Below are 22074 nucleotides of genomic sequence, written 5' to 3' on the forward strand. Positions count from 1 at the left end.
GGGCACCACCCGCTAAAGGCATATGGGGGTGCCCTTTCGCCTAAACAACATCAGACATCAATACGGAGGTTACCATGAACAGAGCGCTGAGAAACCCTCTGATTTACATCGTTTTTGTGCTGCCGGCATTCTTGCTGTTTCTGGCTTTTTTCATATATCCCATCTTCACTGCGTTTGACAACAGCTTTACGAGCTGGAACGGCATCTCCAAAGACGTGAAGTACATCGGGCTCGATAACTATGTGACCGCCCTGAATGACGATGCCTTCTGGAAGGCGGTCCGAAACAATGTATATTTCATACTTTTTTCCTGCTTGATCCAGGTTCCGATCATCGTGGTTTTCTCCCTGCTTATCGCCAACGTCAAACGTTTGAAGGGGCTGTATAAAACAGCGGTTTTCGCACCTTCCATCATGTCGACGGCTGTCATCGGCATTTTGTGGGGATTCATCTACAATCCGGACTTTGGCCTGATGAATGAGATGTTGGGATTGGTTGGCATCGAGCCGATCTACTGGCTGTCGGATCGCAAATGGGCCATGATCGCCATCTTGATTACGAACGCTTGGCAATGGACCGGCTTTTACATTGTGATGGTGCTTGCCGCAATTCTGTCCATTCCCAAGGAGCTTGACGAGGCTGCGGCGATTGACGGAGCGACAGGCGTCCAAAGGGCTACCAAAATCACGCTTCCATTAATAATGCCAATTATCTCCGTTGTGATCATGCTTTCGATTGCGGGAGCCATGAAAGCCGCGGACATTATCCTGGTTATGACCAAGGGCGGGCCGGCCGGCTCCACCGACGTTATGGCAACATATATGATTCGATACGCGATTACGAGTTTCAAGCATGGCTTCGGCAATTCGATCGCCGTGTTGATTTTCCTTTTCACGATTATCGTAACGGTGCTCTACCAGGTGCTGATCGCCAGACGCAACGAAAGGATTGAATACTGATGAGGGCACTAAAGAAACTGATTCCGCACATTTTCCTGATGGCTTATTTGCTCGTCATTCTGTATCCGTTCCTGTTCGTCCTGTTCTCATCCGTGAAGGTGGATAACCAGTCCATTGCAACGAACCCGTTTGGATTGCCAAGCACGTTGGTGTTTGATAACTACGTGAACGCTTGGGTGAGCGCCAAGATCAGCACGTATTTCTGGAACAGCTTATACATCGGCGTTCTGTCGGCCTGCTTATCGATCCTGTTTGCGGCAATGCTGGCTTTTGCCGTGACGCGGATGAGATACAACCGGATCAGCGCGATCATCTTTCAATGTATTTTGATCGGGATGCTGATCCCGAATAACTCTCTCTTGCTGCCGATTTATGGCATCATGAGGCAGCTGGATATTCTGAATACGCATATGGCCCTGATTCTGCCCTATGTTGCCAATGCCATCCCGTTTTCCGTGATTATTCTGGCCGCCTTCATGCGGTCGCTGCCCGGTGAAATCGAGGAAGCCGCGGTCATAGACGGATTGAGGTCCGGAGGCTTGTTTGCTAGAATTATCTTACCTCTGACCGTTCCGGCTATCGTTACCGTGTTTATCATCAATTTCCTGGGTAACTGGAACGAATTCTTGCTTGCTAACTACTTCCTATCGAATGATGAACTGAGAACGCTGCCTGTCGGAATGGTCGGTTTCAGGGACGCTTACAATATGAACTACGCCCAGATGTCGGCGGGGATCGTATTCAGCGTGCTGCCGGTCCTTATCATCTATGCCGTTCTGCAAGAGAAAATCATTGAAGGCGTCACCGCAGGAAGCGTCAAGGGGTAATACGAGGAGCAGGAGCATGCGTATGAATTTGCGGAACAAACTATTCACGGCCTTTTTAGGGCTCATTATTATTCCGTTATTTGTGCTGGGCCTATTTACATTCTTTATTACCTACAACTCGATTGAGGAAAAGTACAGCCAGCAAGCCGAATATTCGCTAAAAGCGATCAGCTACAGCATTTTGAACGTGTTCAAGGAGATGGAGTACGTCACGGATAACGGGATTGCCACCTCCGTCTTCGCAATGGCGCTGAATGCCAAGGATCCCGATGCGCAGAACCTGATTAAGGAATCCAATGCAGACCAGCTGAAATTGAACGACAGGCAGCGAAGCTTTCGCAATCTCCTCTATAATCACCCTGCCATCAGTTATGCGTTTCTATATCATTTCAACAAAGAATCAGCACCCATTCCGATATTCAGCAAAGAGGATTTCAGGACGCTGCCTTATGAGCAGTTTAAGAACAGTCCCTTATATGAAGAGGTTGTGAAGCTGAACGGGATTCCCAAATGGCTGGCTCCGCACGAATTTCCGGAACTGACGGGGGCGGATCCGGTGTTTACCCAGATCAGGCTGATAAAAGACGTCACGACGCTCCGCAAGCTGGGAATTCTCGTCGTCCAGATCAAGAGATGGGAGTTCGAGGAGATTTTCCGCAATCTGACGCTCCCTAACAACCTGCAGAACACCTCCTTCATGCTGGTCAACAATGAAGGCTTCATTCTGTTTGACCCGCAGAACGGCATGGATGGTCAAAATATCAGTCAATACATGAAGCGTGACGTTGAGTTTAAGCAAGGCTATCAAAGCTTCAAAGCCAAGTTTAACGGCAAAGAAAATATCGTTTCCATTTATCATCTGAACGATTATGGCTGGAATATCGTCTCGGTGACCGATTGGAACTCGCTGTCGCAAGAGGTAACTTCCTTTGCCAAATGGTTTTTTGTCATCATGGGGATCTGTCTGGTTACCGCGATTGTGTTCAACCGCCTGTTCATGAACCGGATTACCGGCACGATTGCCGTCATCGTGCGGTTTATGCGCCGCGTGGAGGATGGGGATTTGAATGCCAGAGTGGAAGAGAAGGGCGAGGATGAGCTTCTGCTGCTGTCGAAAGGGTTCAACAATTTGATGAACCGGATCAACAATCTGTTCGCGCAGATCAAGAAGGAGCAAAGGCAGAAGACCGATGCGGAAATGCGCGTGCTGCAAGCACAGATCAAGCCGCACTTCCTGTTTAACACGTTGGAGTCGATCAATGTCCTTGCGGTCCAGAATGAAGGGCGCAAGGTCAGCGAGATGGTGTACCGGCTTGCCAGCATTTTGCGGATCAGCATACAGGACAAGGAAGAAATTACGCTGGATGAAGAAATCAAGCATCTTCAAAGTTATCTTGAAATCCAAAAGTTTCGGTTCGAGGATCTGTTCGAATACGAAATCGACGTGCCGAAAGAGCTTATGCACAGCCGCATCCTGAAGCTGACGCTGCAGCCCCTGGTGGAGAACAGCATCCAGCATGGCTTCGAGGGAATTTCCTATACGGGATGGATACGCATCTCTGCCTGGAAGGAGCTCGGCAATGTCGTGATCCGGGTGGAGGACAACGGACTCGGCATGACGTCTGAGCAGTTGTCCATGTTTGAGTATATGGTGTCCGAGGATGGCGTACCCGATCAGACGACGCTGCAGAATCTGAAAGTAAACCAGGAACGGCGGGGACTTGGACTGCGAAGCGTGGCCGATCGGCTTAGAATTCAGTACGGCCCTTATTATGGGCTGTTCATATGCTCCAGCCGCCCCGGCGGCACCGTTATACAATGCGTCATACCCAATTATGACAGGGGGGAAGGGCAGCATGCTGAAGGCATTATTGGTTGATGATGAGGCTCCCATCCTGAACAATCTCAGCAAGGTTCTGCCTTGGGAAGAGATGGGCATGAAGGTGGTCGGACTTGCCCGCAGCGGGATGGAAGCCCTTGAAGTAGCGGATCAGTATAACCCGGATTTGATTCTGTGCGATATCCGGATGCCCGTCATGGACGGGCTGACCTTCATTACGAAGATCCGGGAGAAAGGAAGCCGGGCAGAAATCTTTTTGCTGACGGGTTATCAGGAATTTGAATACGCCCGTGAAGCGATCAAGCTGGGGGTTAAGGATTATATCAGCAAGCCGATTCATTACGGGGAGCTTGAGATGAAGATTCGGGAGATCGGGGAGGAAATCCGCAAGAAGAGGGCGAAAGAAAAGTATTACAATACCGTTTCGCTGATCGACGAGGCTCCGAACCCCGAAGCCGTAAAGAAAACGCCCGAACAATTGGTATCGTCTGCCCTAGAGTACATCAACACCCACATGGGACAGGACTTGGGGATCGAGGAGCTTTCGGAGCATCTGGGCATCAGCTCCAGTTATTTCTGCTTGCTGTTCAAGAATCATGTCGGTCTTACCTTCGTGGAGTATTTGACGAGACAGCGGATGGAGGCGGCCAAATTCCTGTTAGTGAACAGCGACAAGAACATTGCACAGATCGGTTCCTTTGTCGGTTATCATGAGAGGCGGTATTTTACCAAGGTATTTCAAAAGGCTACCGGCATGACGCCATCCGAATTCCGGGAAATGTCCGGGGAGCCGAGTCTCTGAGTCTTTGATGGGACGAAAGCAGGCAGATAATCATCAGGTCTTCTACTTCCGACTTGCGGCGTCCTCTAAATTGATAGAAAGTAGGTTTGGAATCAATGAAATGGACGGCAGCAGATTTAACGCTAGAGCAAAAGGTAGGACAAATGTTTATATGCGGCTTCAACGCATTGACGCCGAATGAGCATGCCAACATACTGATCGAACAATTTCAGGTGGGGGGCATCTGCTATTTCCGCCGGAATGTGAAGACGCTGCCTCAGCTTGCCGAGCTGTCGGCATCCCTGCAGCAGCTCGCTTCGGGCAGCCAACCGTTTCCGCTTCTGATCTCGATTGATCAGGAGGGCGGCATGGTCGCACGAATCGATCATGAAGGCATCAGCCGCATTCCGGGCAATATGGCGCTTGGAGCAGCGGGCAGCGCAGAGGATGCCTACAGGGTGGCGCAAATCGGGGCGCGCGAATTGCGTTCGCTCGGCGTGAACATGAACTTCGCGCCTTGCCTCGACGTCAACAACAATCCGCGCAACCCGGTTATCGGCGTGCGCTCCTTCGGCGAAGATCCCCATGCCGTTGCCGAGCTCGGGACTGCGGCGATTAAGGGTTATCAGGAAGAAGGGGTGTCCGCTACAGCCAAGCACTTCCCGGGGCATGGCGACACCAGCGTCGATTCCCACCTGGGGCGGGCATCCGTACCGCATGATTTGGAACGGCTCCGCAGCGTTGAACTGTTCCCTTTCGCACAAGCGATCAAGGACGGCGTCGATGCCATCATGACGGCTCACGTCAGTTTCCCGGCCATTGAGCCGAGTGATCTGCCTGCAACGCTTTCTCATGCTGTATTAACGGGGCTGCTGAGGGAGGAAATGGGCTTCGAAGGTTTGATCGTGACGGATTGCCTCGAGATGCATGCGATCTCCAAGGAGCACGGCATTCCGGAAGGTGCGATCCGCGCGATCGAAGCAGGTGCGGACTGCGTGCTGGTCAGCCATACGCTGTCGGAGCAGACGGCAGCGATTACGGCGGTCATCGAGGCCGTCCGCGGCGGGAGACTCCCGGTAGAGCTGATCGACAAAGCCGTTGATCGGATTTTGGCGCTCAAACAACGTAATGCGAAACTCGCTGAAGAGCTTCCCGTCCACCCGATTGGCGAGGTTGCCGAAGAGACCAAACAGCTGCTCGCTCAAATCGCAGGCAGGGGAATCACGCTGGTAAAAGACGAAGGGCAGCTGCCTCTTAAGCCAGAGCAGGCGGTTGCCGTAATCTGGCCGGAGCTGCTTCAGGCGACCCAGGTCGACGAAGCATGGAGCAAGAGCTACACGCTAGGGGATGCCCTGAGAAGTTACGGCGTGCAGGCAGACGATCTGCGCGTCGGGACGGATATGTCCGACGAAGAGGTAGAGCAGGCCGTTAAAGCGGCGGAAGGATATAAGCAGATCGTGGTGGCTACGTACACCTCCGAGAGCCGTCTTCCACAAGGTCAGCAGAAGCTTGTAAGCAGGCTGAGCGAGCTTGAGGATGTAACGCTCGTTATCGTCGCAACCCGCAATCCGTACGATATCAATGATCTTCCGCCAGTTCCCGCGTATTTGTGCAGCTACGAGAATACGCCTTACTACATGAATGCCGCCGCGGGTGTATTGGTTGGCAAAGTTAGGCCTGAGGGTAAGCTTCCGGTAGGGATCAGCAAGACCTATCCTCTCGGCTGGACCGGTAATCAGGACTATGTCAATAATTAAATAATGGTTGCTCAAACCGGAGTCTTCCTGCCTAGGAATGCTCCGGTTTTCCTATTTTCCAGCCATTTCTGAGCAACTTTTCGGGAAAGTCGGCGTCTAATAGTATGTCCAATAGAGGCAGACAGACTATACTGAGAGTTTTAAAGGAGTAGAGAATGAATTTCAAACGAATCTCGATGATTACAGTCCTTGCCGCGGCCCAAGTATCCATGGCATTTCCCGTGGCAGCTGAATCACCGGATGTTACAGCTCCGGCGCTAAACGGGCAACCAGCGCTGCAGTCCCCGGTGGAAGGACAAGGCCAGGCAAACAGAGAACAACAGACGGACTTGCAGCAAGCGGAGGAAACGCCGGCAACGCCAACAGAAACACCTTCCGATTCAATCGAAGGCACGACCAGCGATCCGAATGCCACACCTTCTGAACCCAATGAACAGCAGGAGGACTCGGCAAGCGATCCTTCCGATAATGAAGTATCTGAGAACGAAGAGGGAAGCCCGGCCGAAAGCAAGCCCGAAGTCGGCATTACCAATGCAGCTGCTAACGAACTGGTGCTGCTGATGAACAGCAATGTGATGTACCATAACGGCAAGCAGTACAAAGCGGGACAGCCGATGGCCGTGAAGCAAGGGGTATCCTATGTCGCCATACGCGCCATGGTGGAGCGGGCAGGACTTAAGCTGTCTTACGATAATAAGACGAAGGAAACCATTATCCTTAAGGATGGCAATGAGCTCCGATTCACGACAGGAAGCAGCAATTATAAAGTCAACGGACAGGTGCGTCCGATGAAAGGCCCTGCCTACCAGAGCAACAACGTATTTATGGTACCGCTGACCGCGATAACGCAAGCGCTTGATATTCCATACACGGTGAACCAGCCGGAGAAGAAGGTGATTCTCGATCTGTCCGGAATGGGCAGCGGCAGCAACAGCGGCGAACAGCCGGGAGGCAGCAGCGGCGGCGGATCCGGCAGCGAGGTTCCGAACATACCGAACCTCGGTCCGAATGACCTGATCCTGATGATGAACAGCAACAAGATGTATCAGAACGGAAAAGCGTATACCGCCGGACAGCCTATGGCAGTCAAGAATGGCGTATCCTATGTCGCGATTCGATCCCTCGTCGACCGTGTCGGCCTGAAGCTGACCTATGACGGAAAGACAAAGGAAACGATTATTATCCGAGGTAACGATGAACTGCGCTTTAAGACGAACAGCAGCGTATACACGGTGAACGGCGTTCGAAAATCGATGAAGGGACCGGCTTACCAGTCCAATAATACGTTTATGGTGCCGTTGACCAGCATCACGCAAGCGCTGGACATCACCTACCGGGTCGACCAGCCGAACAAGCGGATCATCCTGAGCCTGAGCTCCAAGCCGGTGGCATCCTTTACGGTGCAGCCTGGTGAAATCTTTGCCGGACAAACCAAGGTAACGTACAAGACGAATGCCTATTCGCCGACAGGCCTGGCTATCGTAGACGAGCATTGGGAAGGCCGGGAAGATGTGTTTGACGAGCCTGGCGTGCATACGGTTTCCTATTCGGTACAGGACGCCAGCGGGGAGTGGAGCGATCCGTATATTTTGAGCATTCATGTATCCGCACCGAATACGCCGCCTGTGGCCATGTTCGACACGGATAAACAGCAATACAAGATCGGCGAGAAAATTACGTACATTAACATGAGTTATGACAGCGATCCCGGCGATGAAATTACGTTTAAGTGGGAAAACAACGATCAGGCTTTCTTTACGGCAGGGCCGCATAAAGTGCTGTTGATCGTGACCGATAAGCATGGGGCGACCAGCTCATACGAGAAAATCATCAACGTAACAAGCGAAGTGTTGTATACGCGCGATCAATTCAATCAATTATTTACGGGCATCGGCGACAAATACACGTTTGACGGATCGGCCGTGCCGACATGGAATCTGATGCCGATTACGAGAAGCTCCGAGCCGTACCTGTTGATTCGCAGCAACTCTCCGGAAACCGTCTATCAGGAAGGTATCGTATATCGCGAGATCGGCAATGCCAGCACGCGCTTCATGATTCACCACTTGAATGCAACCGGGAAGAACATGAAGATGTATGTCGTAGCGACCAACATCAACACGATGACGGCGCGTCTGACCACCGAGTATACCGGTTTGGGCGGTCCGATCAACATTCCGACTGCTACGGGGAAAGCGGCTGTGCAGCGCTATCTCGAGTCCATGCAGTCAGCGGATGCATTCAAGACGATTTCGCTCGCCCCTGGCGAAAGCCGGATCATCCTGCAAGATTTGAGCGCGCAAACCATGAAGAATCAGCAGGTGCTGTCCATGTTTGCCGACCTGTATTCGGATTCGCCGATTCGATATGATGTCATCATGATCGATGAAGCCAAGGATCCGATCCAGAAACTGCCATACCTGAAGCTTCACCCGAGCGATGGCGTTCATAACCGGGGAACCTACCCGGACTCGACGCGAATCATTGAATCCTATGATTTGGTAGGCAACACGCCAACGCGTCTTGCGCTTGGTGATAAGACAAACGATCCGAACCTGGAAGGGTATGACGGCATTAACGGTTCATATCAATCCAACGCCGGCAACTTCGGCGTTCTGTACAAAATCAAGCTGCACCGCGTAGCACCCAATACGCTGATCACGCTGAATCCGCGCGGAGGCAAATACATGGGCGCGATGATGGTGAACGGAAACATCATTCAGACGCCGAACACAAGCGGTGGCGCGGTATCTGCGCCGAATGAAGCCGCCGTTCTCTATCGTACGGGAAATTACGAGCAGACGGTGGAAATTCTGTTTACGGCAGCACCGGGAAGCAGCCTGCCGATCAACATACTGCTCCAGCCTCTGCCGCAAGTGAAGAACTAATCCTATTTATTCATAAACAACAAGCGGACAGCCCATCAGCCGAAACACGGCCCGGGCTGTCCTTTTTGTTGGTTTTTGCCGAGGGAGGGGGCAGGTTTATGCCGTCTGTTAGCCTTTCAAGCTCCTGGCTGCTTGTCAGGCGGTTTGCCTGTTCACAACCGCTTTCATTGACGCTGTCATTTTTTTCAGGCATTATAAGGAGAGAGTATCTTCAAGTAGAGGAGGTTATTGCGTATGCTTACGACGGAACAGATCATCGACGCCATGTCGGAACATGGGCTGCGCATTACCGATCAGCGCAAGACGCTTGCCAAATTGTTTGGGGAACATCCTGGATATTTGACGGCCAAGGATGTATACGAATATATGGGCCGGAAGTACAGCGGTTTGAGCTTTGATACGGTATACCGGAATCTTCGGGTATTGTACGAGCTTGGTGTATTGGAGCAAGTCGTGTTCGAGGAAGGCGTCAAGTTCCGGGGACGCTGCAGCGAAGAACACCATCATCATCACATGATCTGCCTGCAGTGCCAGAAGACATATCCGATTACCTTCTGCCCGATGCAGCTGACCGATGCACCGGACGATTTCCAGGTGGTCCAGCATAAATTCGAAGTGTTCGGATACTGCCGGGACTGCGGCAAGGACAATAACGATAAGGAAACTTCGCAGGCCGGTGGAGGAAATCGGGACAGCCGGGCATGAGCACGGCGCGCAGGGTAGTGAAGGTGCCGATACACTTCTATCGGAAATTCATTTCTCCTCTGAAACCGGCGACTTGCCGCTTCTATCCAACCTGCTCGGCATATGCCCTGGAAGCGATTGAGGTGCATGGTGCGCTGAAGGGCTCCTGGCTGGCTGCTAAGCGGATCGCGAGATGTCATCCCTTTCATCCTGGAGGCATCGATTTGGTCCCGCCGCGCAAGGATAAGATGTCGTCTTCATGGACAGAGGAATAGCGATTTTTTTGGGGTATCATATGGATGATAATCGAAAGCATGCCGCCCGCAGCCAGGGGGATGCCTTGGATCGATGCACACCTTGACACGCTGCGGCTCGTTTGATTAAAATGTAAGAAATTATAGGTATATCCGAGGAAGAGATAAGTACGAAAAGCTTGCCTTGAACAGAGAGCCGGAGGAGCTGGAAACCGGTCTTGGCGAATTTCGGAAAATGGTCTTGGAGGATCCGTTTTTGAGCGCTGCAGCCAGTGGCTGCCGTAAAGAAGCGGCGTGAGCCAGCGTTAATGGACGCCGTATGACGGCAGATGAGCCTGTTGCCCGCAAGGGTACGGGGAATTTGGGTGGTAACACGTGAGAATAACTCTCGTCCCATAGGGGCGGGGGTTTTTTGCTGTTTACTGCTGGTTTTCCTAAGGAATCGCTTGATGCGACAATCAATTTCACGGTAAAGGAAGGTTACAATGGCAGACAAAAAGACGTTTTATATTACGACGCCGATCTATTATCCGAGCGACAAGCTGCATATCGGACATGCTTACACAACGGTGGCCGGCGACGCCATGGCCCGCTACAAACGGCTTCGCGGATACGATGTCCGTTATTTGACGGGGACCGATGAGCACGGGCAGAAGATCGAACGCAAAGCGGCAGAGGCCGGTAAAACCCCGCAGCAGTTCGTTGACGACATCGTGGCAGGCATCAAGGATCTGTGGAAAAAGCTGGACATATCGAACGAAGACTTCATTCGTACCACGGAGAAGCGCCACACCACGGTGGTGCAGGATGTATTTGAACGTCTGCTGAAGCAGGACGACATCTACAAGGGCGAATACGAAGGGTGGTACTGTACGCCTTGCGAGTCGTTCTTCCTGGAACGTCAGCTGGTCAACGGCAATTGTCCGGACTGCGGACGGCCGGTGGAGCTCGTGAAGGAGGAGAGCTACTTCTTCCGCATGAGCAAGTATGTGGACCGCCTGCTTCAGTATTACGAGGAGAATCCGGATTTCATTCAGCCGGTATCCCGCAAGAACGAGATGATCAACAACTTCATTAAACCGGGTCTTGAGGATCTGGCTGTGTCCCGTACAACCTATGAGTGGGGGGTTAAGGTCAAGAGCGATCCGAAACATGTCATCTACGTGTGGATTGATGCACTCCTGAACTACATCACGGCACTCGGTTACGGTACGGAGGACACCAGCCTGTATGACAAATACTGGCCGGCGGACGTTCACCTAATGAGCAAGGAAATCGTGCGTTTCCATACGATCTATTGGCCGATCATCTTGATGGCGCTCGATGTGCCGCTTCCGAAAAAAGTGTTTGCCCACGGCTGGCTGCTCATGAAGGACGGCAAAATGTCCAAATCCAAAGGGAATGTGGTCGACCCGGTCACGATGATCGACCGGTATGGTCTCGACGCGCTTCGTTATTACTTGCTGCGCGAAGTTCCGTTCGGGGCGGACGGCACGTTTACGCCGGAAAGCTTCGTAGAGCGGGTGAACTCCGACCTCGCCAATGATTTGGGCAACCTGCTGAACCGCACCGTGGCCATGGTCGATAAATACTTCGGCGGGGAGGTTCCGGCTTTCTCGGCAGGCGTAACGCCTTTTGATGCCGCAATCGAGGAAGCGGCCAAGTCCGTTTATGACAAAGTCGAAACTGCCATGGAGAATATGGAGTTCTCGGTTGCGCTGACGGCGATCAGCCAGTTTGTCAGCCGCAGCAACAAATACATCGATGAGACCCAGCCGTGGACGCTGGCCAAAGACGAGAGCAAACGGCATGAACTTGCTTCCGTCATGAGCCATTTGGTCGAGACGCTGCGGATTGCATCGATCCTGCTGCAGCCGTTCCTGACCCGCACGCCGAAGAAAATGTGGGAACAGCTCGGCTTGGCGGAAGGGGAATTGACAACTTGGGAAAGCGGACGCCAGCTCGGAGCGATACCGGCTGGAACGAAGCTTCAAAAGGGCGAGCCGATCTTCCCTCGCCTGGATGCGGAGCTGGAAGTGGCCTACATCGCTGAAGCGATGACTGGCGGCAAGAAGGCAGCCGAGGAAGAGCCTACGGGTTCGGCGGCAGCTTCGTCCGCCGATAGCGGAGCGGAGACTGTGGAGCTCAAAGAGGAAATCGGCATCGAGGATTTCGCCAAGGTTGAGCTGCGCGTAGCAAAGGTCATCGCCGCCGAGCCGGTCAAGAAAGCGGACAAGCTGCTGAAGCTGCAGCTGGATCTCGGGTTTGAGCAGCGGCAGGTGGTGTCCGGCATTGCGAAGTTCTATACGCCGGAGGAATTGGTGGGACGCAAAGTGATTTGCGTGACGAACCTGAAGCCGGTGAAGCTTAGAGGCGAAATGTCGCAAGGCATGATTTTGGCCGCTTCCTACGGGGATCAGCTCACGCTGGCAACCGTGCCGGAGGGCATGCCAAACGGCGCCATCGTGAAATAAATGACGCTTGCGTTGAATTAAGTTGGATCAGACGGTGTACCCTGTTAAGGGTACGCCGTTATTTTTTTCCTCTAATACGGGGGACATGAGTTCTATATGAAAAACTAATAGTAAATTTTACGATTTGGTTGACAATCACGTCGAACTGCTCTTATAATCTTTTTAGTAAAGTTTACGATTAGTTGAGCGGAGCGAATGTGGGGGAGATGAACATGAACAAGAGAAAGAGCAAGAACAAACTGAACGGCTGGACCTGGAGCGTAACTTCGATGTTGCTGGCGATGCTCATCCTGTCGGGCTGCGGAAGCAAATCCGGCGGAAGCATTGTAGAAGGCAAGGTTAACGTCATTACGACCTTCTATCCAATATATGAATTTACGAAGGAAATCGGCGGAGACGAGGTCAATGTCGTGAATCTTCTGCCAACGGGCGTGGAACCTCATGATTGGACGCCGCGGAGCCAGGATATCGTCAATACATCCAAGGCTGAGCTGTTTCTTTATAATGGTGCAGGGCTGGAAGGCTGGGCGCCTGGATTCTTAAAGGGTCTCGATAAAGATACGCAAGTGAAACCAGTCATCGTTTCCCAAGGGATCCAACTGATCGACGCCGTGGGGGATGATGGCCACGGGCATGGTGAAGCAGCCCATGAAGAGGAACACGACCACAGTCATGAAGAAGGCGCTGAAGCGCACGACCACAGCCATGAGGAAGGCACCGAAGAAGATCATGCTGGCCATGATCACGAGGAAGAGGCAGCCGAGACGAACACGGATACTCATCATACGGATCCGCATACTTGGGTAAGCCCGAAATCCGCACTGGTCATGGCAGAAAATATCAAGAACAGCCTGGTCGAGGTCGATCCGGAACATAAGGACGGCTATGAACAGCGCTATGAAGCGTTAAAAGAGAAGCTGGTCAAACTGGATAACGACTTTGCGAGCGAGCTGTCCAAACTGCCGAAAAAAGATATCGTCGTATCCCACCAGGCATTCGGTTATCTATGCCGGGACTACGGTTTGACGCAGCATGCGATTATGGGACTGTCGCCAGACGCCGAGCCGAGAGCGCAGGATATCGTGAACCTGACTAAGACGGTGAAAGAGAAGGAAGTGAAATATATTTTCTTCGAAGAACTCGTATCGGATAAACTGGCGAAAACGCTGGCCAATGAAGCGGGCGTGGAAACCTTGGTGCTGAATCCGGTGGAGGGGCTGACCAAGGAGCAGGCTAGCAGCGGCGAGAATTATTTCACGCTGATGGAGAAAAATTTGCAAAATCTAACGAAGGCTTTACAATAAGGAAGAAGGGGGATCATATCCCCCTCTTCTTTCGTGTTATGAACGTATACGGACTCGTATATTTATTATAGAGAGACTACAGAGAGAAAGGCGGCCTGTTTATGGAGCCGGCAGCGCAGGATTGCCACCAACCTATCGTACAAATCAAGGATGTATCCTTTCATTACCGGGATCAACAGGTGATCAAGGATCTTAATTTCACCATAAAAGAGCGGGACTTCGTTGGCATCGTCGGATCTAATGGCGCGGGAAAAACCACCCTGCTCCGCATGATCGTCGGCTTGCTTCCCGCCGTGGAAGGGACCATTGAACTGTTCGGCCAGCCGATCCGTAAATTCCAGGACTGGGAGCGAATAGGTTATGTTCCGCAAAAAAATGCGTTCAACCCGCTGTTCCCTGCCACCGTGCGCGAAGTCGTCATGTCCGGTCTATATAATCGAAAAAAAATGTTTCGCCGTTTGAGCCGCCTGGACCATCAGAAATGCGAAGACGCGCTGGAAGTGATGCGCATTCAGGATATTGCCGATAAGCGGATCGGCGCCCTGTCCGGAGGCCAGCAGCAGCGCGTATTCCTTGCTCGCGCGCTGATCAATCGTCCGGATCTGCTTATACTGGACGAGCCGACAATCGGCATTGATGCGGAGACCCAGGCCGGATTCTTTGAATTGATCACCCATATGCATGCCCATCACCATATGACGTTCCTGATGGTCACCCATGATTTGGACATGGTCAAAGACTACCTGGGCGAATCGCCGGTATCGCAGAACGGGAAGATTCAGTTTTTCGTCCGGCATTCCCATGAAATCGAAAACTGCGCGGAAGTGGACTTGCAGCATTCGCTCGTATAATCATAGAAACAAACTTATGGATGCAGGAGAAGGAGACGTTGTCATTGCTTGATATTTTGCTTAGCGATTTTTTCCAGCGGGCGCTGATCGGTGGGGTTCTGATCGGGATTACGGCCCCGCTTATCGGAATATTCCTCGTGCTGCGCAGGCTGTCGATGATCGGCGATACGTTGTCGCACGTCACGATAGCGGGCGTGGCCCTCGGATTTTTGATCGAAGTCTACCCGCTTGCCGCAGGATTGGTATTTGCGGTCCTGGCCTCTTTTGCGATTGAGAAGCTGAGAAAGGCCTACAAAAGTTATGCCGAGCTGTCAATCGCCATTATTATGTCGGGCGGCGTTGCGCTGGCCTCGCTGTTTTTCACGCTGGGAATGGGCTATAATACGGATGTCATGAGTTATTTGTTCGGAAGCATCTATACGCTGGATTCCACGGATATTTATATGGTAGGCGGCGTAACCGTCGTTGTCATTGCGGTGGTGGTTATGTTCTTCAAGGAATTTTTCCTGCTCAGCTTCGAGGAGGATGCGGCCAGCGTCAGCGGCCTGCCCGTCAAATGGATGAACATGATCATTACGGTGCTGACGGCGCTTGTCGTAAGCACCGCCATCAAGATTGTGGGCGCGCTTCTGGTCTCCGCATTGCTGACCATTCCGGTAGCGATCAGTTTATTGCTGGCGAGAAGCTTCCGAAGCTCCATCGTATTATCGGTGATCATCTCCGAAATTGCCGTTATCGGGGGACTGATGCTTGCCGGCGTATTTAATTTGGCACCCGGCGCCACCATCGTGCTGCTGCTGATCAGCCTGCTCATCATTACGCTTGTCGGCAAAAAGGGCTTTACGACATAAGGGGGTTCTAAAATCAAATGGCTGATATTAATATCGGCATCGCGTTTGCGGCCGGTTTCGCTTCATTTATATCTCCATGCTGCCTGCCGCTGTACCCGTCCTATTTATCCATTATTACAGGCATGTCGGTCAATGACTTAAAGAACGAACAGAACCGCAAGGAGGTCCGTTTCCGGACCATGACGCACACACTCGCGTTCATCCTTGGGTTTTCTGCTGTTTATTACACTCTCGGTTGGGGGGCAGGCCTGTTCGGGGAGTTCTTCACGGAATACCAGGATCTGATTCGCCAGTTATCCGCGCTGCTGATCATCGTGATGGGACTTATGCTTATCGGCATTTTCCAGCCTAAATTTCTCATGAAGGACCGGAAATTCAATTTTAAATCTAAACCGACCGGATACATAGGAACATTTCTATTTGGTATCGGCTTCGCCGCAGGCTGGTCGCCTTGCGTAGGACCGATTTTGACGGCGATCATCGCGCTTGCAGCTTCCGATCCGGGAACGTGGTTCCCGCTGATCACTTCATATTCGCTCGGGTTTGCGGTACCGTTTTTCATCCTGGCCTTTTTCATCGGCTCCACCCGCTGGATTCTTAAATATTCAAGCACGCTGATGAAGGTCGGCGGCGTTTTGATGATTCTGATGGGGGTTCTGCTCTTCACGGATCAAATGTACAAAATCACGATTTGGCTGCAAGGCATTACGCCGGAATGGCTTAAATTCTAATGATGTTGGGTAAGGCTGGTTCAATTCATAGGTCCATATTGACATAGGCCCATATTAACATGAGGATTGGACCAGGACTTGCCAACGGGTCTCAAAAACATGTATCATTACTAATGCAGGTAAAACAGTTTTATGGCACGGGTTATGTAATTATAGAAAAGAGGGAATAAGATGCCGACACCTAGCATGGAGGATTATTTGGAGCGCATCTACAAGTTGATCGACGAAAAAGGATATGCGCGCGTTTCGGATATTGCCGAAGGCTTGGAGGTTCACCCCTCATCCGTCACGAAAATGATTCAAAAGCTGGACAAAGACGAATATTTGATCTATGAAAAATATCGTGGTTTGGTTCTGACCAGCAAAGGCAAAAAAATGGGCAAGCGGCTCATGGAACGTCATCATTTGCTTGAGGAATTCCTTGAGATGATCGGTGTACAGGATGAAAACATTTACAGGGACGTTGAAGGAATCGAGCATCACTTGAGCTGGGATTCCATTACGAGAATTGAGACGCTTGTGGAATATTTCAAGCGTGATGAGAATCGACTTCAGGATTTGCGTGACGTTCATAACGAATTAGTCAACGAATCGTAATGTGGCATCTGTCCGCTTGTGACAGATGCTTTTTTAAACTGAACCGTCATATTTACATGGTTATAGTAATAGGTTAGATTACCTGCAAATTTCATATTTTCGGAGGATTAATAGAAATGAAGCTTCGTAGATGGTTGTTGGTGCTGATCATGCTGTTATTGTGTCTCCCGTCGGTGGTCCCAACCGCGCAAGCGAAGGCGGCTCGTATCAGCATTCAGCTGGACGGTGTAAACCTGAACAGTGACGTATCTCCTTACATATTGCCGAAGGTTAACGTAACCATGGTTCCTACGCGGATCATCAGTGAAGGACTTGGCGCTTCGGTCGCTTGGAATCAGAAGTCGAAGACGGTAACCATCGGAAAGGACGGTTCGAGCCTGCAATTGACATCCGGCAAAAAAACCGCCCTCGTGAATGGATCATCGGTAGCACTGGATGCTTCCGTTGAAATCAAGAACGGCCGGGTCATGGTTCCGCTGCGTTTCATCAGCGAGAATCTGGGCGTTCAAGTGGAGTGGAATCAGGCGGCACAGCGCATCTCGCTGTCCACGGGCTCGGTCGTCGTTCCTCCGCCGGTATCAACCGGGGATGAAGTCAGAGGGGCCTGGATATCCACCGTGTTCAATCTGGACTGGCCGAAAACGAAGACCAGCGCGGAACAGCAGCAAGCCTCTTACATCGCCTTGCTGGATTCGCTCCAGGATGTCGGCATCAATACCGTGTACGTGCAGGTACGTCCGGCCGGTGATGCATTGTATCCTTCCACCATGGTACCGTGGTCGAAAGTGTTGACGGGCATTCAAGGTGCCGATCCGGGTTACGACCCGGTTGCTTTCATGGTAGAGGAAACGCACAAACGGAATATGGAATTTCACGCTTGGTTTAATCCATTCCGGGCGAACACCGATATTTTGACGGCATCGCTCCATCCGTCCCATGTTGCGCTAAGCCATCCGGATTGGATCGTGAATACGGGCAAGCAGCTGTACATCAACCCTGGGATTCCAGAAGCCAGGCAGCATATCATCGATACGATCATGGAGGTCGTTAACGGATACGATATTGACGGCATCCATCTGGACGACTACTTCTATCCGTCCAATACGGTCTTTAACGATGACGCGGCATACCGCGAGTTCAATAATGGGGCCTACGCCAATCTGGCGGATTGGCGCCGCGGAAATATCAATGCCTTTGTCCAATCGCTCGGAGAGAGCATTCATCGCGTGAAACCGGACGTCGAATACGGAATCAGCCCTTTCGGCGTATGGCGTAACCAGTCCGTGGATAAGACGGGATCGGATACGAAGGCCGGTGTAACGGCGTATGACAGCATGTATGCCGATGTGCGGACCTGGATCCAGAACGGCTGGATCGATTACGTTGCACCGCAGATCTACTGGAGCATGAGTAATCCGGCAGCCGACTATGATAAGCTGGTGGACTGGTGGGCAAGCGAAGTACAAGGAACCGGCGTAGATCTTCTGATCGGTCATGCCCCCTACAAGCTGGGAACCAGCGAAATCGGCTGGCAGAGCGCATCGGAAATCATCAATCAATTGAAGTACAATCAGAACCATGCCGAAGTGAAAGGCAGCATTTTCTTTAGAGCAGAGAATATTTTAAGCAATCCGTTAGGCATTAAAGATCAATTGCAATCATATTATAGATAATCTGCACGTCCTATAGGTATGAAACATCCCCCGCGCTCATACATAGTCATTAGACCATGTGAGGCGGGGGATTTTTATATGCAGATCAATGCGGTTTTTGAAGGCGGGGGGGTCAAGGGCATCTCGCTTGCCGGGGCTGTCAAGGCGGCGGAGAATGCCGGCATGGTATTCAGCCGCGTTGCCGGAACGTCCTCGGGCTCCATCGTGGCATCCGTGCTGGCAGCAGGTTACCGTGCCGACGAAATCAAGCGCATTATCGAGGAAACGCCCTTTCATTCGTTTCTCCAGCGGGCACCCATTTTTAATACAAAGTTCATCGGTCCTGCCTTGCGGGTCTTGATTAAGAAAGGGCTCTATTCCGGAGAAGCCCTGGAGAATTGGATAAGGGAAATCCTGCTGGCCAAAGGGATATTTACCTTCTCGGACATCCCGGCAGGCAAGCTTTACATCGTGGCATCGGACATCACCAATGGCAGGCTGCTGGTGCTTCCGGATGATCTCCGCCAATACGGGATCAATCCTGCCACCTTTCCGGTAGCCAAGGCTGTGCGCATGAGCTGCAGCATCCCCTATTTTTTTGATCCCGTCATCCTGCGTTTGTTGGGCAGGGCCGCAAAAGGCAAATCGTTCGGGGAACAATTTGTTTATATTGTGGATGGGGGACTGCTCAGCAACTTCCCCTTATGGCTCTTTGATCGCGAATCGAAGGGTGGGCCTAAGCCCCTGCCGGTTCTGGGCTTTCAGATGGTCGGGAAGAACAGCAACCTGCCTCATCTGATCGAAGGCCCGATCGGCATGTTAACCGCCATGTTCGAGACGATGCTCTCTGCACACGATGAACGTTATATCGAGCAGCAAAACCGAAATCGCACGATCAAAATTCCGACGCTCGGCATCGGCACCACCCATTTTAATCTGACCAAAGAGGAAAGCGAGAATTTATACAATTCCGGTCTGACGGCCGGCACGATGTTTTTCACCCGCTGGAATGCCGAACATTAAAAAAACCGTCCACCCGGCATATGCATGCGCGGGCGGGCGGTTTTTCCGGTTAATGGTATTTAGGAACATCATCGGATGGGTCGGATTTTCCTTTGTGCCCATCGATCACTTGAAACGGATACTGTTTACGTTTAGCCGTTGGGTTGCTTTTGCGTACGGTGCTGTTCTTAGCCGCCGCCAGTTTCGCGGCCGTCCGCTTGGAAGGCTTCACCTTGGGACGTTTGTTAAAACGGCGTGGCGGGAACTTGTAAAGCACATACACGACAGCAACAATAATTAGAGGAATCAATATTCTCATTCTTGATCCAGGGTCTAACAGGAATACCAGTAGCCCTATGGCGGCCAACGTAATCGCCGTCCAAAAAATGATCGCATGCCTTCTCATGGATTATCACCCTTTCGCGGGATCCAGCACACTTCCTGTCACAGATTGGTGAACTGTAACATTCTCGTATTGAGCATCTAACTCACGCATTCTGTTAAAGGATGCGATGGATACTTCAACTTGATCATCAGTAGGTTCCTTCGTCGTCAGAAGCTGCAGCCACAGACCGGGATATCCGAGGAAACGGAGTACCGGCAGGTCCCGCATGGCATTGGTCAATTTCAGGAATTCAAAGGAAACGCCAAGCACGACCGGAAGAAGCGCAATTCTTTGAATGACCCGCTGCGTCATGGTATCCCATGGCACCACCGAGTAGACAACAACGCCGAGCACAATGGTCAGCATCATAAAGCTGCTGCCGCAGCGATAATGCAGCCGCGTATATTTCTGAACGTTCTTCACCGTCAACTCTTCGCCGGCTTCGAATGCGCTGATGACTTTGTGTTCGGCGCCGTGGTACTGAAAGAGCCTTTTTATGACCGGTGTTTGGGAGATTGCCCATAAATACACGAGAAGCAGTATTAATTTAATAACGCCTTCAATCAGGTTATGCACGATATAGTGATCAAATGTATCGCCAAAAAAGAAATCCTCTACAAAAACAGGAACGAGTGTAAACAGCAGCTTGCCGAAAACAAAGGAAAGCACGCTGACGGCGGCCACACCGATAATCATGCTTAAACTCCAGCCGGAGTCTTCTTTCTCTTTCTGCTTCTCGCGTTCTTCGGGCTCCAGCGTATCGTCAGCATAAGCATCGGCAGAGTAATTCAAATGTTTGGAGCCTTTGATAGTAGAATCTATGAGACTGACGATGCCGCGAAGAAGCGGGATCTTCCGCAGCTTCCGAACCCATGCCTTGTCTTCGCGAGGCACCTCGAGAAACTTGATTTCATTATTTTTACGCCGCACGGCCGTCACATTCACATGCTTGCCGCCGAACATAACGCCTTCGATTACAGCTTGGCCTCCATAGCTGATCGGGGTTGACTTATCGGACAACCAGTTCACCCTCCCTGACATGTTATTCGTTCTATGAACTATTGTATCGAATTTTGAAAGTAATTTCTAGTTGGATTAGGGCAGGGGAAGCGGTGCATACTACTTTCAGAGATGAAATGGAGAAACAGCGGGGCTTTTCGATAACCGAAGAAGAGGAGAATCAATCCATGCATGAACATCAATTTCGTAAGCAGAACCAGATAACCAATCCGTTTACGTTTGCCCTGGAGCTAGGCTATTATGCCGGCCTGATCTGGGGAGGCGTGCTTTGGATCTTTTACTGGTTGAGATTCACGAAGGTCGTGCCCGGTTTTTTGCTGGAGCCATTCTTCAAACATGAATTCCTCAAGACCACAGCCGGGCAAATCGCCGGGTGGCTGTCCTTCATTGCCTTTTCCGTCATCGCCTCCCTCATTTATGTTGCCCTGTTCAGGAAGCTGAAGGGCCCATGGCCCGGGATTGCTTACGGAATCGTGTGGTGGGCGGTGCTGTTTGTTGCGCTCAATCCCTGGCTTCGGCTGACGGACCCAGTGAAGAAGCTGTCCTGGGATACAAACATTTCGGAGGTTTGTATTTTTATATTATGGGGCCTCTTTATCGGTTATACGATTGCGCAGGAATTCACCGACGAGAAACTACGTGAACCGAAGAAGCTGACGGGTTAGCCAAGAAAAACTTCTCAACCCGATGCCGCCTATGGTAAAATAGCTTTTGGTTATTTGACGAAAAGGTGGGAAGCCCTATGAAATCCATATGGGTGATAAACGGACCGAACTTAAACCTGCTCGGCTTCCGGGAACCGGGCATTTATGGTTCGCTCAGCCTGCAGGCGATCGAAGATAATTTGCGTAAACAGGCGGATCTCGCCGGTATCGGTATTACCTTCTTTCAGTCTAATCATGAGGGTGCTATCATTGACCGTATTCATGAAGCGATCGGACAGGCTGACGGCATACTCCTTAATCCGGGAGCACTGACTCACTACAGCTACGCTGTGCGTGATGCCATCAGTTCTGCGCGCATTCCGACAGTGGAGGTTCATCTCTCGAACATTCACGCCAGAGAGGAATTTCGTCATACCTCCGTCATAGCGCCTGTGGCTGTCGGACAAATCGCGGGTTTTGGCGCGGCGAGTTACACATTGGGCTTGTCGGCTCTACTGCAAGTCCTGGTCAAGCAAGAAGGGTAGCTCCTATTTCGGGATAAGGGTGAGAGGA

The 22074-nt window shown here is 51.5% G+C and carries 20 protein-coding genes; 18 read left to right on the forward strand and 2 right to left on the reverse strand.

Annotated features, from left to right (window positions below):
- Positions 1–74: 74 nt before the first annotated feature.
- The 16 genes from MHH82_RS10755 to MHH82_RS10830 all read left to right on the forward strand — a co-directional run bounded on the left by MHH82_RS10755 (position 75) and on the right by MHH82_RS10830 (position 19473).
- The gene (locus MHH82_RS10755) at positions 75–959 is read left to right on the forward strand and encodes a carbohydrate ABC transporter permease (RefSeq protein ID WP_015734432.1); all 885 of its coding nucleotides are present in this window, start codon (positions 75–77) and stop codon (positions 957–959) included.
- Complete coding sequence (locus MHH82_RS10760; RefSeq protein WP_015734433.1) at positions 959–1786, forward strand: carbohydrate ABC transporter permease; 828 nt, start codon at positions 959–961, stop codon at positions 1784–1786. Before MHH82_RS10755 ends, MHH82_RS10760 begins: the two co-directional genes overlap by 1 nt.
- 22 nt (positions 1787–1808) lie before the next feature.
- Complete coding sequence (locus MHH82_RS10765) at positions 1809–3665, forward strand: cache domain-containing sensor histidine kinase (RefSeq protein ID WP_036665759.1); 1857 nt, start codon at positions 1809–1811, stop codon at positions 3663–3665.
- Positions 3643–4428, forward strand: a complete 786-nt coding sequence (locus tag MHH82_RS10770) for a response regulator transcription factor (protein WP_015734435.1) — start codon at positions 3643–3645, stop codon at positions 4426–4428. Before MHH82_RS10765 ends, MHH82_RS10770 begins: the two co-directional genes overlap by 23 nt.
- A gap of 95 nt (positions 4429–4523) precedes the next feature.
- A complete protein-coding gene (locus MHH82_RS10775; protein ID WP_036665757.1) occupies positions 4524–6164 on the forward strand; it encodes a glycoside hydrolase family 3 protein in 1641 nt (546 codons plus the stop codon).
- A gap of 155 nt (positions 6165–6319) precedes the next feature.
- Complete coding sequence (locus tag MHH82_RS10780) at positions 6320–9052, forward strand: copper amine oxidase N-terminal domain-containing protein (RefSeq protein ID WP_015734437.1); 2733 nt, start codon at positions 6320–6322, stop codon at positions 9050–9052.
- A gap of 234 nt (positions 9053–9286) precedes the next feature.
- On the forward strand, positions 9287–9757 hold the full coding sequence (locus tag MHH82_RS10785) for a Fur family transcriptional regulator (RefSeq protein WP_009595022.1): 471 nt from the start codon (positions 9287–9289) through the stop codon (positions 9755–9757).
- Entirely contained in the window at positions 9754–10011 is a 258-nt protein-coding gene (yidD, locus tag MHH82_RS10790) for a membrane protein insertion efficiency factor YidD (protein ID WP_015734438.1), read from the forward strand. Before MHH82_RS10785 ends, yidD begins: the two co-directional genes overlap by 4 nt.
- A 464-nt stretch (positions 10012–10475) precedes the next feature.
- Positions 10476–12464, forward strand: a complete 1989-nt coding sequence (gene metG, locus MHH82_RS10795; RefSeq protein WP_340965616.1) for a methionine--tRNA ligase — start codon at positions 10476–10478, stop codon at positions 12462–12464.
- A gap of 212 nt (positions 12465–12676) precedes the next feature.
- Positions 12677–13768: a metal ABC transporter solute-binding protein, Zn/Mn family gene (locus MHH82_RS10800; RefSeq protein ID WP_251493880.1), complete on the forward strand. Its 1092-nt coding sequence runs from the start codon at positions 12677–12679 to the stop codon at positions 13766–13768.
- 101 nt (positions 13769–13869) lie between these two features.
- Positions 13870–14619 (forward strand): metal ABC transporter ATP-binding protein, encoded by a 750-nt coding sequence (locus MHH82_RS10805; RefSeq protein ID WP_340965618.1) that lies wholly within the window; start codon positions 13870–13872, stop codon positions 14617–14619.
- Positions 14620–14639: 20 nt separating this feature from the next.
- The gene (locus tag MHH82_RS10810) at positions 14640–15470 is read left to right on the forward strand and encodes a metal ABC transporter permease (RefSeq protein WP_175495141.1); all 831 of its coding nucleotides are present in this window, start codon (positions 14640–14642) and stop codon (positions 15468–15470) included.
- Positions 15471–15487: 17 nt separating this feature from the next.
- Positions 15488–16201 (forward strand): cytochrome c biogenesis CcdA family protein, encoded by a 714-nt coding sequence (locus MHH82_RS10815; protein ID WP_009591263.1) that lies wholly within the window; start codon positions 15488–15490, stop codon positions 16199–16201.
- Positions 16202–16372: 171 nt separating this feature from the next.
- Positions 16373–16798 (forward strand): transcriptional regulator MntR, encoded by a 426-nt coding sequence (gene mntR / locus MHH82_RS10820; protein WP_009591262.1) that lies wholly within the window; start codon positions 16373–16375, stop codon positions 16796–16798.
- A 116-nt stretch (positions 16799–16914) separates the two neighbouring features.
- Positions 16915–18471, forward strand: coding sequence for a family 10 glycosylhydrolase (locus MHH82_RS10825; protein ID WP_036665749.1), 1557 nt, complete (start codon positions 16915–16917; stop codon positions 18469–18471).
- 78 nt (positions 18472–18549) lie between these two features.
- Positions 18550–19473, forward strand: a complete 924-nt coding sequence (locus MHH82_RS10830; RefSeq protein ID WP_015734444.1) for a patatin-like phospholipase family protein — start codon at positions 18550–18552, stop codon at positions 19471–19473.
- 49 nt (positions 19474–19522) lie between these two features.
- Here MHH82_RS10830 and MHH82_RS10835 read toward each other — a convergent pair whose 3' ends face one another.
- Both MHH82_RS10835 and MHH82_RS10840 read right to left on the reverse strand, forming a co-directional pair.
- Positions 19523–19858 (reverse strand): hypothetical protein, encoded by a 336-nt coding sequence (locus tag MHH82_RS10835; protein ID WP_009591231.1) that lies wholly within the window; start codon positions 19856–19858, stop codon positions 19523–19525.
- A gap of 6 nt (positions 19859–19864) precedes the next feature.
- Positions 19865–20857, reverse strand: coding sequence for a DUF1385 domain-containing protein (locus MHH82_RS10840; protein ID WP_009591233.1), 993 nt, complete (start codon positions 20855–20857; stop codon positions 19865–19867).
- Positions 20858–21024: 167 nt separating this feature from the next.
- On the opposite strand from MHH82_RS10840, the gene MHH82_RS10845 reads away from it, so the two are divergent.
- Complete coding sequence (locus MHH82_RS10845) at positions 21025–21522, forward strand: YqhR family membrane protein (protein WP_009591249.1); 498 nt, start codon at positions 21025–21027, stop codon at positions 21520–21522.
- A 77-nt stretch (positions 21523–21599) separates the two neighbouring features.
- A complete protein-coding gene (gene aroQ / locus MHH82_RS10850; RefSeq protein WP_145035510.1) occupies positions 21600–22046 on the forward strand; it encodes a type II 3-dehydroquinate dehydratase in 447 nt (148 codons plus the stop codon).
- Positions 22047–22074 lie beyond the last annotated feature (28 nt).

This window comes from Bacillus sp. FSL K6-6540 (assembly GCF_038007545.1).